The sequence below is a fragment of the Nonomuraea candida genome (assembly GCF_000725485.1).
GTDB classification, from domain to species: Bacteria; Actinomycetota; Actinomycetes; order Streptosporangiales; family Streptosporangiaceae; genus Nonomuraea; species Nonomuraea candida.
This window is the reverse complement of the sequence record NZ_JOAG01000026.1, coordinates 38,418-53,565: the sequence shown is the minus strand read 5'-3', so window position 1 is coordinate 53,565 and position 15,148 is coordinate 38,418. Positions and strand designations below refer to the sequence as shown.

The 15,148-nt window shown below is 73.2% G+C and carries 16 protein-coding genes and 1 tRNA gene; 9 read left to right on the top strand and 8 right to left on the bottom strand.

The genetic code is table 11. From position 1 onward, the window contains the following. Positions 1-28: 28 nt before the first annotated feature. Positions 29-1,144 carry a galactokinase gene (galK, locus tag IO39_RS24315; protein WP_043627541.1) on the top strand — a complete coding sequence of 372 codons (1,116 nt, stop codon included), beginning with the start codon at positions 29-31 and terminating at the stop codon, positions 1,142-1,144. 147 nt (positions 1,145-1,291) lie between these two features. Here the strand turns inward: galK and IO39_RS24310 are convergent, their stop codons facing one another. The 4 genes from IO39_RS24310 to IO39_RS24300 form a co-directional block, all read right to left on the bottom strand. Then, the gene (locus IO39_RS24310) at positions 1,292-2,068 is read right to left on the bottom strand and encodes an enoyl-CoA hydratase-related protein (RefSeq protein ID WP_043627539.1); all 777 of its coding nucleotides are present in this window, start codon (positions 2,066-2,068) and stop codon (positions 1,292-1,294) included. Between the two features lie 130 nt (positions 2,069-2,198). Continuing rightward, positions 2,199-3,329 carry a nitric oxide synthase oxygenase gene (locus IO39_RS24305; RefSeq protein WP_084773416.1) on the bottom strand — a complete coding sequence of 377 codons (1,131 nt, stop codon included), beginning with the start codon at positions 3,327-3,329 and terminating at the stop codon, positions 2,199-2,201. A gap of 212 nt (positions 3,330-3,541) precedes the next feature. Then, a complete protein-coding gene (locus IO39_RS57960; protein ID WP_245642182.1) occupies positions 3,542-3,703 on the bottom strand; it encodes a helix-turn-helix domain-containing protein in 162 nt (53 codons plus the stop codon). Between the two features lie 156 nt (positions 3,704-3,859). Next, positions 3,860-3,931 (bottom strand) — tRNA-Asn (locus IO39_RS24300). A 127-nt stretch (positions 3,932-4,058) separates the two neighbouring features. Here IO39_RS24300 and IO39_RS24295 point away from each other — a divergent pair. Continuing rightward, complete coding sequence (locus IO39_RS24295) at positions 4,059-4,376, top strand: hypothetical protein (protein WP_043627538.1); 318 nt, start codon at positions 4,059-4,061, stop codon at positions 4,374-4,376. Between the two features lie 201 nt (positions 4,377-4,577). Here the strand turns inward: IO39_RS24295 and IO39_RS24290 are convergent, their stop codons facing one another. The 3 genes from IO39_RS24290 to IO39_RS54710 are packed head-to-tail and all read right to left on the bottom strand — an operon-like array spanning position 4,578 to position 6,513. Further along, positions 4,578-5,051: a hypothetical protein gene (locus IO39_RS24290; RefSeq protein ID WP_043627536.1), complete on the bottom strand. Its 474-nt coding sequence runs from the start codon at positions 5,049-5,051 to the stop codon at positions 4,578-4,580. Beyond that, positions 5,048-6,322: an amylo-alpha-1,6-glucosidase gene (locus IO39_RS24285; protein ID WP_043627535.1), complete on the bottom strand. Its 1,275-nt coding sequence runs from the start codon at positions 6,320-6,322 to the stop codon at positions 5,048-5,050. The genes IO39_RS24290 and IO39_RS24285 overlap by 4 nt, the downstream gene beginning before the upstream one ends. Before the next feature lie 32 nt (positions 6,323-6,354). Then, positions 6,355-6,513 carry a hypothetical protein gene (locus IO39_RS54710; protein ID WP_157548828.1) on the bottom strand — a complete coding sequence of 53 codons (159 nt, stop codon included), beginning with the start codon at positions 6,511-6,513 and terminating at the stop codon, positions 6,355-6,357. 178 nt (positions 6,514-6,691) lie between these two features. Between IO39_RS54710 and IO39_RS24280 the strand changes: the two genes are divergently transcribed. Then, on the top strand, positions 6,692-7,858 hold the full coding sequence (locus IO39_RS24280) for a hypothetical protein (protein ID WP_052423309.1): 1,167 nt from the start codon (positions 6,692-6,694) through the stop codon (positions 7,856-7,858). A 43-nt stretch (positions 7,859-7,901) separates the two neighbouring features. Here IO39_RS24280 and IO39_RS59895 read toward each other — a convergent pair whose 3' ends face one another. Beyond that, positions 7,902-8,114 carry a hypothetical protein gene (locus tag IO39_RS59895; RefSeq protein ID WP_043627532.1) on the bottom strand — a complete coding sequence of 71 codons (213 nt, stop codon included), beginning with the start codon at positions 8,112-8,114 and terminating at the stop codon, positions 7,902-7,904. On the opposite strand from IO39_RS59895, the gene IO39_RS24270 reads away from it, so the two are divergent. From IO39_RS24270 to IO39_RS24245, 6 genes are read left to right on the top strand one after another with little or no spacing between them, the layout of a single operon-like run. Continuing rightward, entirely contained in the window at positions 8,101-10,044 is a 1,944-nt protein-coding gene (locus tag IO39_RS24270; protein WP_439331482.1) for a serine/threonine-protein kinase, read from the top strand. The genes IO39_RS59895 and IO39_RS24270 overlap by 14 nt on opposite strands. Beyond that, a complete protein-coding gene (locus tag IO39_RS24265) occupies positions 10,044-10,958 on the top strand; it encodes a PP2C family protein-serine/threonine phosphatase (RefSeq protein ID WP_157548826.1) in 915 nt (304 codons plus the stop codon). The genes IO39_RS24270 and IO39_RS24265 overlap by 1 nt, the downstream gene beginning before the upstream one ends. Continuing rightward, positions 10,951-12,237 (top strand): vWA domain-containing protein, encoded by a 1,287-nt coding sequence (locus IO39_RS24260; protein ID WP_043627528.1) that lies wholly within the window; start codon positions 10,951-10,953, stop codon positions 12,235-12,237. Before IO39_RS24265 ends, IO39_RS24260 begins: the two co-directional genes overlap by 8 nt. Further along, a complete protein-coding gene (locus IO39_RS24255; RefSeq protein WP_043627526.1) occupies positions 12,237-12,878 on the top strand; it encodes an FHA domain-containing protein in 642 nt (213 codons plus the stop codon). Before IO39_RS24260 ends, IO39_RS24255 begins: the two co-directional genes overlap by 1 nt. Next, positions 12,875-14,296 (top strand): GlnX family signal transduction membrane protein, encoded by a 1,422-nt coding sequence (locus IO39_RS24250; RefSeq protein ID WP_211267146.1) that lies wholly within the window; start codon positions 12,875-12,877, stop codon positions 14,294-14,296. The genes IO39_RS24255 and IO39_RS24250 overlap by 4 nt, the downstream gene beginning before the upstream one ends. Beyond that, positions 14,293-15,099 (top strand): transporter substrate-binding domain-containing protein, encoded by an 807-nt coding sequence (locus IO39_RS24245; protein WP_043627524.1) that lies wholly within the window; start codon positions 14,293-14,295, stop codon positions 15,097-15,099. Before IO39_RS24250 ends, IO39_RS24245 begins: the two co-directional genes overlap by 4 nt. Positions 15,100-15,148: the final 49 nt, after the last annotated feature.

Here is a 15,148-nt window from a genome sequence, read left to right as displayed (position 1 = left end):
TCGGGCCTATGTTCAGGAGTGTTGGGTTATGCGCGTTGTTGAAGCTTTCCGTGCCGCTTACGGCGCGTCCCCCCGGACCGTCTGGCATGCTCCCGGCAGGGTCAACCTGATCGGCGAGCACACCGACTACAACGACGGCTTCGTCCTCCCGTTCGCGGTGCCGTGGGGCGTGACGGCGGCCCTCACGCCGCGCGACGACGACACCATCCGCCTCCTTTCGCTCCAGTCCGACTCCGGCGAGCCCGTCACCATGGCCTCCCGCGAGGAGTCCCGCGGCTGGACCCGCTACGTCGTCGGCGTCCTGGCCATGCTCGGCGACCGGGTCCGCGGCGCGGACATCGCGATCGACGGCGACATCCCGGCCGGCGCCGGCCTCAGCTCCAGCGCCGCCCTCGAGGTCTCCATCGCCTCGGCGCTCAACGAGGTGTACGACCTCGGCATGACGCCCATGGAGCTGGCCCTGCTCAGCCAGAAGGCGGAGAACGACTTCGTCGGCATGCCCTGCGGCATCATGGACCAGGCCGCCTCGGCGCTGTGCGAGGAGGGCCACGCGCTCTTCCTCGACTGCCGCTCGCTCGGCTCCCGCAACATCCCGCTCGACCTGGCCGCCCACGGCCTGAGCGTGCTGATCATCGACACGCAGGCGCACCACGAGCACGCGGGCGGCGAATACGCCAAGCGCCGCGCGGAGTGCGAGTCCGCCGCCCGCAAGCTGGGCGTCCCGGCCCTGCGCGACGTCACCGACCTGGCCGCGGCCCTGGGCCGGCTGCAGGGCGACGAGCGCAAGCGCACCGAGCACGTCGTCGCCGAGAACCACCGCGTCGAGGCCCTCGTCGGGCTGCTGCGCGCGGGCGCCGTCACGGAGATCGGCGCCCTGCTCAACGCCTCCCACCTGTCGCTCAGGGACCTGTACGAAGTCTCCTCGCCGGAGCTCGACGTGGCCGTGGAGGCCGCCATCAGGGGCGGGGCCCGCGGCGCGCGCATGACCGGCGGCGGCTTCGGCGGCTCCGCGATCGCGCTGGTGCCGGTGGAGCGGCTGGACAGCGTGCGGGATTCGGTCTCGGCCGCCTACGCCGAGCGCGGCTTCAAGGCCCCCCGCTTCCTGCCCGCCACCCCGGCCCGCGGCGCCCACCGCGTGTCCTGACCCTCGTTCCCGCCGGGCCGCGCCTCCGCCGGGGCACGGCCCGGCGGGTCACAGCGGCGCATCACGGGGCGCATCACGGGGCCCCGGGTCGCGGGGGCGGGTCACAGGGCCCCCGGTCGCGGGCGGGGGCGGGGGCGGGTCACAGGATCACAGGGGCGGGAAGTTCGGCGGGCGGCGCTCCAGGAAGCTCGCGACGCCCTCCGCGAAGTCCGGCCGCCCGAACGAGGCGATCATCTCCTGGGTGGCCGACTTGGCCGACTGCTCCAGCGTGACGTCCCAGTCGTGCCACACCTGCCGCTTGATCACCGCCATCGACGCCGGCGAGCAGTTGGCCGCCAGGTCGCCGGCGTACTCCCGCGCCCGCGCCAGCAGCTCCTCCCCCGGCACCACCCGGTTGGCCAGCCCCAGCTCGTACGCCTCCCGCCCGGTGAACACCCGCCCCGACAGCAGGACGTCCATCGCCCGCTGCTGCCCCATGATCTTCGGCAGCACCCAGCCGAGCCCGTACTCCGCGATCAGCCCCCGCCGCACGAAGGCCGTGGTCCACTTGGCCTCCTCGGCGGTGAAGACGAGGTCGCAGACGAGCGCGTGCACCATGCCCAGCCCCGCGCAGGCCCCGTTGACGGCGGCGATGATCGGCTTGCGGATGGTCGTGGGGAAGGTGTTGGGCCGCGGGTCGGGCACCTGGTCGTAGGAGCCGCTCTGGATGGCGTTCAGCGTCTTGAAGTCGGCCCCCGCGCAGAAGCCCTTGCCCGCGCCGGTGACCACCACGGCCCGCACGGCCGGGTCCCGCTCGGCCTCCGCCAGCAGGTCGAAGTAGCGCCGCCCCATGGCGTCGGTCCAGGCGTTGAGCGTGTCCGGCCGGTTGAAGGTCAGAGTGAGCACGCCCTGGTCGTCGAGGTTCGAGAGCACGAGGTCCACCATGCCCCCAACAGAACCATGTTCTAGCGGGGAAAGGCAAGGATCAGCGGAGGACGCGCCCGCCCCGGACGGCGCGCCGGCGGCGAGTTGGCCGGCCGGTGGCGAGCTGGCCGGCCGACCGCGAGGGGACGGGTCAGTGGCGGGGGACGAAGTTGGGGGTCAGGACGGAGGTGTCGTAGTAGCGGTGGAAGACGGGGGTGGCGCCGCCCGAGAGCGGCGGCACGATCCACGACCAGTCCGCCGGGCAGACCCGTCCCGCCTTCTCCTCCTTGGCCAGGTGGGTCAGGAAGCGGCGCGACTCCGTGTGGTGGTCGGTCATGGTGACCCCCGCCTCCTCGAACGAGTGCAGCACCGCCACGTTCAGCTCCACCAGCGCGTGGTCGCGCCACAGGGACCGCTCGGTGGAGACGTCGAGCCCGAGCCGCTCGGCGACGATCGGAAGCTGGTCGTAGCGGTCGCCGTCCGCCAGGTTGCGGGCGCCGATCTCGGTGCCCATGTACCAGCCGTTGAAGGGCGCGCACGGATAGCAGATCCCGCCGATCTCCAGGCACATGTCGGAAATAGCCGGTACGGCGTGCCAGCGCAGCCCCAGCTCCTCGAACCACGGGTAATCCGGATGCCTCAGCGGCACCTCCAGCACGGCGTCCCCCGGCAGGTTGGCGAGGAGCGGGCGGCCGAGGCCCGGCTGGATGACGACGGGCAGCACGTCGAACCGGCCGCCCCGGCCGCGCCAGCCCAGCGCCCGCGCGGTCTCGGTGAGCGCGACGTTGCGCGGATCGCCCACGACGCCGTGCTCGGTGCGGTATCCGGCATAGCGGATGAGCTGGTCGTTCAGAATCCGGGGGCCGCGCAGGGCGGGGGTGTCAGGGGGGAGGACGGTGACGGTGGGCCTGATCTTCCCGTCGCCCGTGGCCTCGCGCAGGTGGGCCACGCACTCCAGCGCCACCCCCTCGGCCGTGCCCACCTCCCTGCGGTCGCGGACCCTGAGCGAGCGCCAGTACAACCGGCCGATGCACCGGCTGCTGTTGCGCCACGCCACCCTGGCGCCGAACTGCAGCTCCTCGTACGTGTGGGTGTAGGCCCCGTAGCGGGCCACGTCACGGGCGACGTCGCGCAGGCGGGCGGCCATGCCGCCCGCGGAGGGGTTCTCGGCGTGGAAGAGCCTGATGAAACGCTCCGCCTCGCGGAGGTCGGTGGTGCGCCCGGGCACCGCCCGGGTGGCGGGCGCGTCGAAGGGACGAAGGGACCTGATCCAGGTAGGCACGCGGCGACCAGCACTTCTGCGTCATCGGAGCACCCCGCCGATTCCGGGTCGGCGGCGTCTCCTGGCGGTGGCGCCCTCTCCTCGCCACGCCCCACGACTTCCCGCGGCGCCGGCCCCGCGGACCGGCCCTCCCATCCTTCCGCGCCCGGCCCGCCTTGTCCTGCCGATTCCGCGATATGACGGCAAACAAGGACGCGCCACCGGGCCGATCCTCACGTACGCCGCCGCACCAGCCCCAGGTCCAGCGCGGCCGGCACGGCGGAGGTGCGGTCGGAGACGCCCAGCTTGCCGTACACCCGCAGCAGGTGCGTCCCTGACCACCGAACCTGACCACCGAACCTGGCCGCTGACCAGTAGGCACGCGCGATCCGCATGGCCGTCATCGTCCACGGTGCGAGCCATGGATGCGGTGTTCGGGACCGACAAGCCAACTGGATGGTGGCTCCCCTATTGGCTCCTGGAACGACTCAGGCCCTCCCACCTGTTACCGGTGAGAGGGCCTGAGCTGCCAACCTCTTGCTTGAGAGCAGCTCCCGCGATAGGACTCGAACCTATAACCTGCCGGTTAACAGCCGGCTGCTCTGCCGTTGAGCTACGCGGGATCGAACTGTTTGCCCACTTCGTCGGGGCCGTTGGGCCCCTCCGTCGTGCGCAGGAATAGATTAGCGCACTCCGGGAGTGCGTGTCGCATCGCAAGCGGGGTAGGCCCGGAGACAGCGGAGGTGCAAAATGCGTTATCGGATGACATTCGCCGTTGGTCTGGCCGTCGGTTACGTGCTGGGCAGCCGGGCCGGACGGGAACGGTACGAACAGATCAAGCGGACGGCGCAACGCGTCGCCGACAATCCACGGGTGCAGGAAGTGGCCGGGATCGTCGGGGCGCAGGCGTCGAAGGTCGCGGGGATGGCCAGGTCGAAGGTGGGGGGCACGCTGCAGCAGCGCATCCCGTTCCTCAGCGACGACGGCCACAAGCCCGAGACCGGCACCGGCTGGCCCGGTAAGGAGGACGTGGACCAGAAGGCCCGCGAAAGCGGCATTCCCTACTGACCCACGCCAGGAATCAGCCCGGCGATGGGCCTGAGTGTGGGGCACTTCACACGCCCGTACCGCACCCCCCAGGGCCTCGTTCCACGCCCATGCCGCACCCCCCACCCCCCACGGGCAGTCGCGTGCCTCACGGGCAGGTCACGTGCCCACGCAGGCCCCCGCAGGGCGGTCACGCGCCGGCCGCACCCCTCACGGGCGTGGTCAGACGCCCATGCTCCGGCGCACCCCTTCCAGGGCCTGTTCGGCCTGGGCGCGGAGGCCGGGGTCGGTCGGGTCGAGCCCGTCGTCGAAGACGAACGTCCACCCGAGCACCTCGCCGCCGGGCCGCCGCCGGGCCACCAGCCGCACGCCGCCCCTGCCCGGCAGGTTGACGTGCTTGTTCACCACGATGGTGGAGTTGACGCGCTCGCGCAGGGTCTCGGGCAGCAGGCGCGGCTCGGCGATCCGCTCGAAGTGGCGCACGCCGTCCATGGTGAGCAGGCGCACTCCCTCCTCGTCCCATGACGCCTTGTCGACCTCTTCGTACGGCACCCGCGTGCCGTCCGTCAGGTAGAGGGCGAGGTTCGTCGCCACCACGTGACCGGCGTCGGTGCGGGCGAAGGTCAGCACCCGCTCGCCCTCCTCGGTCTTCAAGGACTTGCGTACGTCGGCGGGCAGGCGGCGGAAGAGGCTCATTCCTCCACGGTATCGGCGAGCAGATCCAGGGTGAGCGCCGCGCTCCATGAGAAGTCCCGGCAGCCGCGCCCGCTGCCGTCGAAGGGGTCGAAGCACTCCCGGAAGCCGGCCTGCCGCACCAGCCGCAGGGTGCCGTTGGTGAGCTGCCGGCCGAGATGGTCGAGCGAGTGCACGGCGGCGGCCCTGCGCAGCAGCCAGTTGGTGTTCACCCAGGAGGGGCCGCGCCAGTAACGCGTGCGGTCGAACTGGCTGGCGCGGATCTCGCAGCTCGGCACCGGGTAGCCGGTGGCCCCCATGAACCTGGCCGACTCCAGCATCTCCACGGCGGCCTGGAGCCGGTCGGCGGGCAGGCCGGGGTCGAGCAGTGGCCCGAACGCGCCGACCGTGCAGACCTTGATCAGCCGGTCGGTACGCAGGTCCCTGGCGTAGTAGCAGCCGTCCCACAGCCGGTCGATCATGGCCTGCCTGAGCCGTTCGGCCTGCTCGGCATGGGGCACGGGGTCGGCGCCCGCCAGCGGGGCCAGCTCGGCCATGGCCTGGCAGGAGGCCAGCCAGATCCCGTTGAACATGGGGTCCTCGATCGCGAACGGATGCTCGTCGCGCAGGTAGCCGGCGCTGTATCCGGCGTCGCGGTAGCGCATGGCCAGCCAGACGTAGCGGTCGTGGTCGCTGCCGGGGTGGCGCTCGTCCAGCTCGACGTTGCGGTAGCCGTACCTGATCGTCGGCAGCGCGTCGAGGGCCGCGTCCCAGGCCGGGCTGTCGTCCATGCCCGACTCCCACGGGTGCACGATCGCCGCCAGCCCGGCGCCCCCGAGGTCGCGCGCCGTGGCGAGGTAGTCGTGCTGGGCCGCCAGCGCCGGGTACGCCTTCCTGACGAACGCGGCGTCCCCGGTGTGCCGGTAGAGCCACCACAGCGCCAGCGCGTGCAGCGGCGGCGCGGTGAGCCCCGAGGTGAGCACCCGCGGCGCGGCGTCGTGCTCCTGCGACCGCCACACGGACGGTCCGGGGAAGTACGCCTCGCGGGTGTGGAAGACGATGTGCGGCACCATGCCGGTCGCCCACTGCCCCCGCAGCAGGCTGAGCAGCTCGTCGCGGGCCCGGTCCGGCCGGTGCCTGGCCAGGCCGATGACGACGAACGCGGAGTCCCAGCTCCATTGGTGTGGGTACAGCCCTGGCGCGGGCACGGTGCCAGTGCCCGTCCAGTTCGCCTCGAGCACGGCGAGTGCCTCGCGCCCGAGCGCGACGTCGTCGACCGCGGGCCGCGCCTCCATCACTCAACTATGACTGGGGAAGTATCAAGAAGCTATGTCCTCTTGAGCCACTTCGACAGGAAGGCGACGCCCAGCACCACGGCGCCGATGACGAGAGCCCACTTGAGCAGCGAGAGGGCGAAGCCCACGAGGGGGCCGAGCAGCAGGAGCGCGGCGACGACGGCCGCGACGATCAGAAGAATTCGTCCCATGTCCTGAAACGCTAAGAGATCGTTAAGCGGATTGCAGGCGATCCGGGGTTGAATCAGGGACAAGTCAGGGGCCACCCCGAGCCAAAGGAACCAAACCCCGGAGACCCTCCGTTCGGGAGGTATAACCGGGGTGTCGGGGGGCCTCCTCACGGGGAGCGTGATGAGCCTGGGACCACCAATGAGCAGGGAGGGCGCGGAGCACGCGTTACGCTCGCGCGCGGACGAGCGCGACCGCATCTCCGGCGACCTGCTCGACCTCGAATCCCACACCACCTACCGGCTGCTGAAGGGCGCCTCCTTACGCGGGGCGACCCGGCTGCGGTGGGCGGCGGCGCAGGAGTCGCTGGCGGCGCTGTGGGCGCTGAACGACGCCTACCGGGCCGTGCTGCGTGACGCCGAGCAGGTCAGGGCGGCGCGCGGCAGGCTCGGCGCGGAGCAGCTCGCCCGGATCACGGAGTTGCTCATGGGCCCGTCGGTGGTGTTACCGGCCGCCGTCGCACCGGTCGAGCAGCGCTCGCTGCTGCCGCGCTCCGACGAACGGCTGACGCTCGACGCGACGGTGGCGCGGATGGACGCCGCCTTCCGCGAGGTCACGGCGGCGCTCAACGACATCGACGCCGTCTGGAACACCGTGCTGCCCCGCCTCGACGAGGCCGACGCCGACCTGCGCCGGGTCAGGGAGCTGGAGCGCGAGCTGGGCGAGGCCGCCGATCTGGCCGGGCCGGAGTCGGAGCTGAGACGCCTGCGCGCGGCGGTCGTGGAGGACCCGCTGGGCCCCTCCGCCGAGCAGGACCTCGACCGCCTGGCCCGCCTGCTGTCCGGCCTGCGCGCGGAGGCCGAGCTGGCGGTCGTGGTCAAAGGCGAGTACGCCAGGCGCCGCGAGAACCTGGTGGCCGCGCTGGATCTGGTGCGGGCGGCCGAGAGCGAGGCCCGGCTGGCGCACGGCGCGGTCGTCGTCAAGATCGCCCTGCCGCCGCAGGCGCAGCCGCGCGGCAGGGTCGAGGAGCTGAGCGCCGGCCTCGCCGGCCTGGACGCCTCCGCCGACCCCTGGGTGGTGCGCGCCAGGCGGCTGGCGGCCCTGGAGGAGGAGACCCGCCGGGCGGCCGAGCAGGCGCGCGCCACGGCCAAGGCGCTGTACGGCCTGGTCGGCAGGCGGGACGAGCTGCGCGGCCGGCTCGGCGCCTGCCAGGCGATGGCGGTGCGCAAGGGCCTGGCCGAGGACCCGGCCACCGGCGAGCTGTACGAACGGGCGCGCACGCTGCTGTGGAGCGCCCCCTGCGACCTGACGAGGGCGGCGGCGGCCGTCGAGACCTACCAGCGCGCGATCTCCGGAGGTAAGGCATGACCCGCTGCGCGCAGCCCGGCTGCACGGGAACGATCGAGGACGGCTACTGCGACCTCTGCGGCCACGCCGAGAGCTCTCCTCCCCTGCCCTCGGCCGTCACGCCATCGGCGTCCCAGTCCGCATCCCAGTCGGCCCCGGCGTCACGGCCGGCGTCGGCGTCAGCGTCGTCGGTGCCGTTGCGGACCCAGCCCGTGAGCAGGTCGATGAGCGGCCCTTCGAGCAGCGGCCGGTCGCGGGCCGGCGTGCTGGCCACCATCGCCGACCTGCCCTCCGTGCCCTACCGCGACCCGGCGACCGCCGTGCTGGCCGATCCGCAGGTGCCGGAGAGGAAGCGGTTCTGCGCCAACCCCGACTGCGAGAAGCCGGTGGGCCGCTCCCGCGAGGGGCGGCCGGGGCTGACGGACGGGTTCTGCCCGCACTGCCGTACCCAGTTCTCCTTCACCCCGAAGCTGGGCAAGGACGACCTGGTCGCGGGGCAGTACCGGGTGCTGGGGTGCCTGGCGCACGGCGGGCTCGGCTGGATCTACCTGGCCTCCGACGAGAACCTCGACGGCCGGTGGGTGGTGCTCAAGGGCCTGCTCAACACCATGGATCCGGAGGCGCTGGCGGCGGCGGAGGCCGAGCGGAGGTTCCTGACCGCGGTCGACCACCCCAACATCGTCAAGATCTTCAACTTCCAGCGCTCGGCCGGGCTCGGCTACATCGTCATGGAGTACGTCGGCGGCCAGTCGCTGCACGAGCTGCGCCGCCAGGGCCCGCTGCCGCTGCGCGAGGCGCTGATGTACGGCCGGGAGATCCTGCACGCGTTCGGCTACCTGCACGAGAACAACCTGGCCTACTGCGACCTCAAGCCGGCGAACGTGATCAGGGTCGGCAGGCGGCTCAAGCTCATCGACCTGGGCGCGGTGCAGCCGTTCGGCTCGCCGGTGGGCTCGTCGTGGGTCACGCCCGGCTACCACGCCCCCGAGCTGGACCGCCGGCCGTCGTCGGTGCCCTCCGACCTCTACACGGTCGCCAGGACGCTGGCCGCGCTGGCGATCCCGGGGTGGAGCCCGGCGACGGGCGGCGTGGCCAACCCGCTGCCGGACGACTGCGGGCACCCCTCGTTCACCCGGCTGCTGCGCAAGGCGACCGCGCCCGACCCGGCCGCCAGGTTCCAGAGCGCGTGGGAGATGGAGGAGCAGCTCGTCGGCGTGCTGCGCGAGGTCAGCGCACTGGAGGAAGGGGTGCCGTACCCGGCGCTGTCGACGTTGTTCGGGCCCGAGCGCGCGGCGGTCGGCACCTCGCTGTCGGAGGACGGCGGCGAGGTGTTCCCGCCGCTCGACCCGGCCGCGGTGGCGCGAGCGCTGCCGACGCCGCTGGTGGACCCCTCCGACCAGGCGGCGGGCGCGCTGGCCGGGCTGGTCGGGAGGGACGGCAAGGAGCTGATCGACCAGCTCGCCGCGCTGCCCCAGACCCCCGAGACCAGGCTGATGCGGGTCAGGCTGCTGGCCGAGTCCGGCGCGCCCGACGCGCCCGTCGCGCTGGACGAGCTGGACCGCGAGCTGGCCGGCGACTGGCGGGTCACCTGGTACCGCGGGGTGCACGCGCTGGCGGCCGGGCGGGCCGGCGAGGCGGTGCCGATGTTCGACGCGTGCCTGTCGGCGCTGCCCGGCGAGACGGCGCCCAAGCTGGCGCTGGCCTTCGCCCTGGAATGCGCGGGCAAGCCCGCGACCTCCTGGTACGACGTCGTCTGGCGCACCGACCACGCCTACGTCAGCGCCGCCTTCGGGCTGGCCAGGTCGGGCCGGATGAGCGTGCTGGACGAGGTGCCGGCCACGTCGGTCTACCGGGTGGCGGCGCAGGTGGCGCTGGCGGCCTCGGTGGTGCGCCGGGCGGACCTGAGCGCGCTCGCGCCGGCCGACCTGGTGGGCGCGGCCGAGCGGGTGACGAGCCAGGCCGATCTCGACCCGCGCCGCCGCGACCTGATCGTCGCCGAGGTGCTGGACGGGGCGCTGACCTGGCTGGAGAGCAGCCCGCCGCCGCCCAGGGACGTGCGGCTGGCCGGCGCGCCGTTCACCGAGCAGGGGCTGCGCAGGCGGCTGGAGGGCATCTACCGCAGGCTGGCGGTGGCGGCGGAGTCCCGCCAGGAACGCCACGCGCTGATCGACCAGGCCAACGCCGTGCGGCCGAGGACGTGGATCTGATGGGCCCCGCGACGCCCCCCGGGACGGGCGGCGAGCCGGGCCCCGAGATGGTCCCCGGGACGCTTCCCGGGGCGGGCGGCGAGGTGCGGGGGCGGGCTTGTCCCGTGTGCGAGGCGCCCGTCGTGGCGGGTGACGCCTACTGCGAGGCGTGCGGGCACGCGCTGGGCGGGCCGGCTTGTGTGTCCTGCCGCACGGCCGCCGTGGACGCGGAGGGCTACTGCGAGCGGTGCGGCATGCGGCAGCCGACCGGCAGGGACCACGCCGAGGTGGTGCTCGGGAGCGGCGCGGCGGCGGTCACCGACAAGGGCCTGCGGCGCGCCAGGAACGAGGACGCGGTGGCGCTGCTGGAGGCGGACGGGTCGGTCGTGGCCGTGGTGTGCGACGGCGTGGGCAGCTCGCCCAGGGCCGACGAGGCCTCGGCGGTGGCCGTGGAGACCGCGGCGGCGGCGCTGGCCAGAGGGCTGCCGCAGAAGGAGGCGTTCGCGCTGGCGGGCCGGGCCGTGAGCAAGCTGGCCACCTCGGTGCACGACGCGCCCGCGTGCACGTACGTCTCGGCCGTGGTCGCGCCCGACGGGCGGGTGACGGTCGGCTGGGCCGGTGACACGCGGGCGTACCTGCTGCCCGCCGGCACCCTGCTGACCGAGGACGACGCCGTGGAGACCGGCGAGATCACCGCGTGGCTGGGCGCGGACGCCGAGGACGTCTCCCCGCATGTGCGGACCTTCGTCCCCGAGGAGCCCGGGCTGCTGCTGGTGTGCAGCGACGGCCTGTGGCGCTATCTGGACGGCTACGCCTTCCCCGCCTCCGGGACGCCCCTTGAGATGGCGCGCCGCATGCTGCGCCACGCGCTGGCCCGCGGCGGCCAGGACAACGTGACGATCGCCTTGATCCCCTTAGGAGAGTCGCATGGCTGACCAGCCCGCTTTCACGCTGAACATCGACCAGAACAAGTACCTCCCCCTTGACGGCCGCGAGGTGCACGCCATCCTGACGGTCGGCTCGGCGGGCGGCGCGCCCGTCCGCTCCGGGCCCGCGGAGGCGGCCGAGGTGATCATCATCGACACGTCGGGCTCGATGAGCGGGAGCAAGATCCGTGAGGCCAGGCAGGCGGCCGCGACCGCCGTGCAGACGCTGCGCGACGGCGTCCACTTCGCCGTGATCTCCGGAACCGACCAGGCCAAGGTCGTCTATCCGGGCCGCAACGCCGGCCTGGTCAGGGCCGACCCCGCCACCCGGGCCGAGGCGGAGCGGGCCATCGGCCGGCTGAGCGCGCACGGCGGCACCGCGATCGGCGAGTGGATCAAGCTGGCCGGCCACCTGCTGACCTCGCACCCGTCGGCGATCAGGCACGCGCTGCTGATGACCGACGGGCAGAACAACGAGCGCGCCGAGGTGTTCGCCTCCGTGCTGGCGGGCTGGAGCGGCACGTTCGTGTGCGACAGCCTGGGCGTCGGCGACGACTGGGTGCCGGCCGAGCTGCGCAAGGTGGCCGAGGCGATGCTGGGGACGTTCGACTACGTCCGCGACCAGGGGGACCTGCCGGAGTACTTCCGCAGGCTCACGCAGGCGTCGATGAGCAAGACCGTGGCCGAGCTGTCGCTGCGGGTGTGGGTGCCGCAGACCGCGCGGCTGAAGTTCGTCAAGCAGGTCTCCCCCACGCTGCTCGACCTGACCGGCAAGCGCACCGACGTCAATCCGCTGACCGGCGACTACCCGACCGGGTCGTGGGGGACGGAGGATCGCGAGTACCACGTCTGCGTCGAGGTGCCGCCGGGGCAGATCGGGCAGGAGATCAGGGCGGGCTGGGTCAAGCTCGTACGCCCCGACACCCAGGAGGTCCTGGCCAGCGGCAACGTGCTGGCCCAGTGGACCGACGACCTGGCCCAGTCCACCCGCATCAACAGGAAGGTCGCCCACTACACCGGCCAGGCCGAGCTGCACGAGCTGATCCAGGACGGGCTCAGCGCCCGCGCCATGGGCGACGTCGACACCGCCACGGCCCGGCTGGCCAAGGCGCGGCAGATCGCCACCGAGTCGGGCCGGGAGGACACGGCCAGGCTGCTGGAGAAGGTGGTGGAGGTCGATCCGGCCACGGGCACGGCCCGGCTGCGCAGGCACGTGGACAAGGCCGACGAGCTGGAGCTCGACACCGGCTCGGTGCGGACGAGCCGGCTGCGCAAGGAAGGAAGCTGATGGCGACCTGCCCGCAGGGGCACCCGTCGGGCGCCGACGACTACTGCGACGTCTGCGGCACCCAGATGGCGGCCCCGCCCCCACCCCGGCCTTCGGCGCAGGACCCCGCGCCGTCCCAGGCGCCGGCCGCCGAGAGCTGCCCGATCTGCCGGACGCCGCGCGCCGGGCAGTTCTGCGAGGTGTGCGGCCACGACTACAGCGGCAGCGGCGCGCCGCTCCGGCCGCCCGTGACGGGAGCCCGGTGGGAGGCCGTCACGGGCGCCGACCGCGCCTACTACGAGAAGGTCATCGCCGAGGGCGGGCCCGACGCCGCCGCGATGGCGTTCCCGCCGTACTGCCCGGAGCGGTCGTTCGCGCTGCACGGCGAGCAGGTGCGCATCGGGCGGCGCAGCCGGGCCAGAGGCGTGCGGCCGGAGATCGACCTGACCGGTCCGCCCGAGGACCCGGGGGTGTCGCACCTGCACGCGGTACTGCTGTCCCAGCCCGACGGCTCATGGCTGCTGGTCGACCCGGGCTCGGCCAACGGCACGCAGGTGAACGGCCGGCAGCTCAAGGTCAACGTGCCGGTCCCGGTCGGGCCGGGCGACCGCATCCACCTCGGCGCGTGGACCGTGATCACGATCAGGGAGGGCACGCCGTGACCGTGGTGCAGACCCCCGGCGCCGCCCCCGCCCCGGCGGCGCAGGCCGGCGGGCAGCCCCCGCAGCCGGCGCAGGCCGGGCCCGCGGCGCCGGCCCGGCGCAGGAGCGTGCCCGGCAGGATCCGGGTCATCTCCGGCGTCACGGTCGCCTCGCTGGCGCTGCTGTTCGCGGCGCTGGCGGTCGGCAGCTCCAGCGCCCGCGAGGGGCTGCGGGTCATCGGCCGCGACGCCGGGCCGCAGGTCGTCGCGACCGCCGGGCTCTACCTGGCGCTGAGCGACATGGACGCCCAGGTGGCGAACGTGCTGGTGATGGGCAACGGCTATCCCGAGCAGCGCAGGGAGGCCCTGGCCCGCTACGACGCGCGGCGGGCCGAGGCCAACCGGTCGCTGCTGGAGGCGTTCGAGCTGTCGGGCGACAACCCGGTGGAGCGCATGACCGTGCAGTCGGTGCTCGACGGGCTCGGCCGCTACGAGCGGCTGGCCGGGCAGGCGCTGCTGCTGGACGAGCGGGCGGCGCACGCTCCCGGACCGCCGCCGGGCGAGGTGGTGCGGACCTATCGCGAGGCCACCGACCTGATGCGGATGGTGCTGCTGCCGCAGGCGTACAACCTGACCCTGGAGAGCGGCACGATCGTGCGCGCCACCTACGACGACAAGAAGTTCACGGTGCCGCTCCTGCGGGCCGCGGTGCTGGTGGCCGGGCTGGTGGCGCTGGCCTGCCTGATCTGGCTGCAGGTGTTCCTGGCGCGGCGCTTCCGCCGGGTGTTCGGGCCCGCGCTGGTGGTGGCGACCGTGACGACGGCGGTGGCGCTGTTCTCCGGGCTCGCCGTGCTGGACCAGGACGAGCGGGCCCTGCGCACGGCGAAGGCGGCCGGGTTCGACTCGGTGCTGACGCTGGCCAAGACGCGGGCGATCAGCAACAGCATGCAGGGCGACCAGAGCCGCTATCTGCTGGACCGGGAGCGGGCCGACACCTACGAGCACACGTTCCTGGACAAGTCGTTGTCGGTCCTGTACTACAACGCCGGCAACCTGGCCAAGTATCACGCCGCGGTGGCCGCCGGGTCGAGCACCGCGCTCGGCATGCTGGGGCCGGAGCTCGTCGGCAGGCAGGGCAAGGAGGTCTTCCAGACCTACCAGGCGTTCCAGGCCGCCGACGCGGACCTGCGGCGGCTGGCGGCCGGCGGGCAGACCGGCAAGGCCGTGGCGGCGCGGCTGGAGACGGCCACGACGGCGTTCGCCGGCTACGACCAGGCGCTGGTGCGGCTCTCGGACTCGCACTGGAAGGTGTTCGAGAGCGCCGTCGAGCGCGGCGAGCGCGCGCTGGACAACCTGTGGCGGCTGCTGCCCTTCGCGATCGGCGCGATCGGGCTGCTGGTGATCGCCGGGGTGTGGCCTCGACTCAAGGAGTACCGGTGAAGCGGGTGCTGGCGGTGGTGCTGGTCCTGGCCGCGATGGCGGCCGCGGGCTGCGGGGTGAGTGCCCAGGAGTCGATCCTGGACAAGGAGAAGCTCGTCATCGGGGTGCGCACGGACCTGCCCTCGGTCGGATTCCGCCGCTCCGACGGCAGGTTCGAGGGCTTCGACGTGGACGTGGCCCGCTCCCTCGCCGACCGGCTGGGCAAGGAGCACACGCTCCTGGGCGTGCTGGCCGCCGACCGGGAGAAGGTGCTCCGCGACGGGCGGGCCGACCTGGTGGTGGCCACGTTCACGATCGACCAGGAGCGCAAGCGCAGGGTGCTGTTCGCGGGGCCGTACCACATCTCCTACCAGGACATCCTGACCCGGCCGGACGACACGATCACGAACGTGCGCGACCTGGCCGGGCGGAGGATCTGCGAGGTCCAGGGCGCGAACGCGGCCAAGCGGGTGGTGGAGGAGCGCGGCGTGGCGGCGCGGGTCGTGCCGTTCCCCGACTACAAGCGGTGCCTGGCGGCGCTGAAGAGCAGGCAGGTGGACGCGGTCACCACCAACGACGTCATCCTGGCGGGCCTGGCCGGGCAGGACGGGTCGGGGCTGCGGCTGGCCGGGGTGCAGTTCAACGAGCAGCGCACGGGCGTCGGCCTGGCCAAGGGCGACGTGCCCGGGTGCGAGGCGGTCAACCGGGCCATCACCTCGATGTACCAGGACGAGACCATGGAGAAGCTGCTGCGCAAGTGGTTCGGGGCGGAGTGGCTGAACCGCGGCGTCGTCGCGGTGCCGCAGTTCGAGGGCTGCTCCTAGGCCCGCCCCGGAAGGGGCCTGCTCCCGGCCCTCAGGGCCGCGCTCCCGA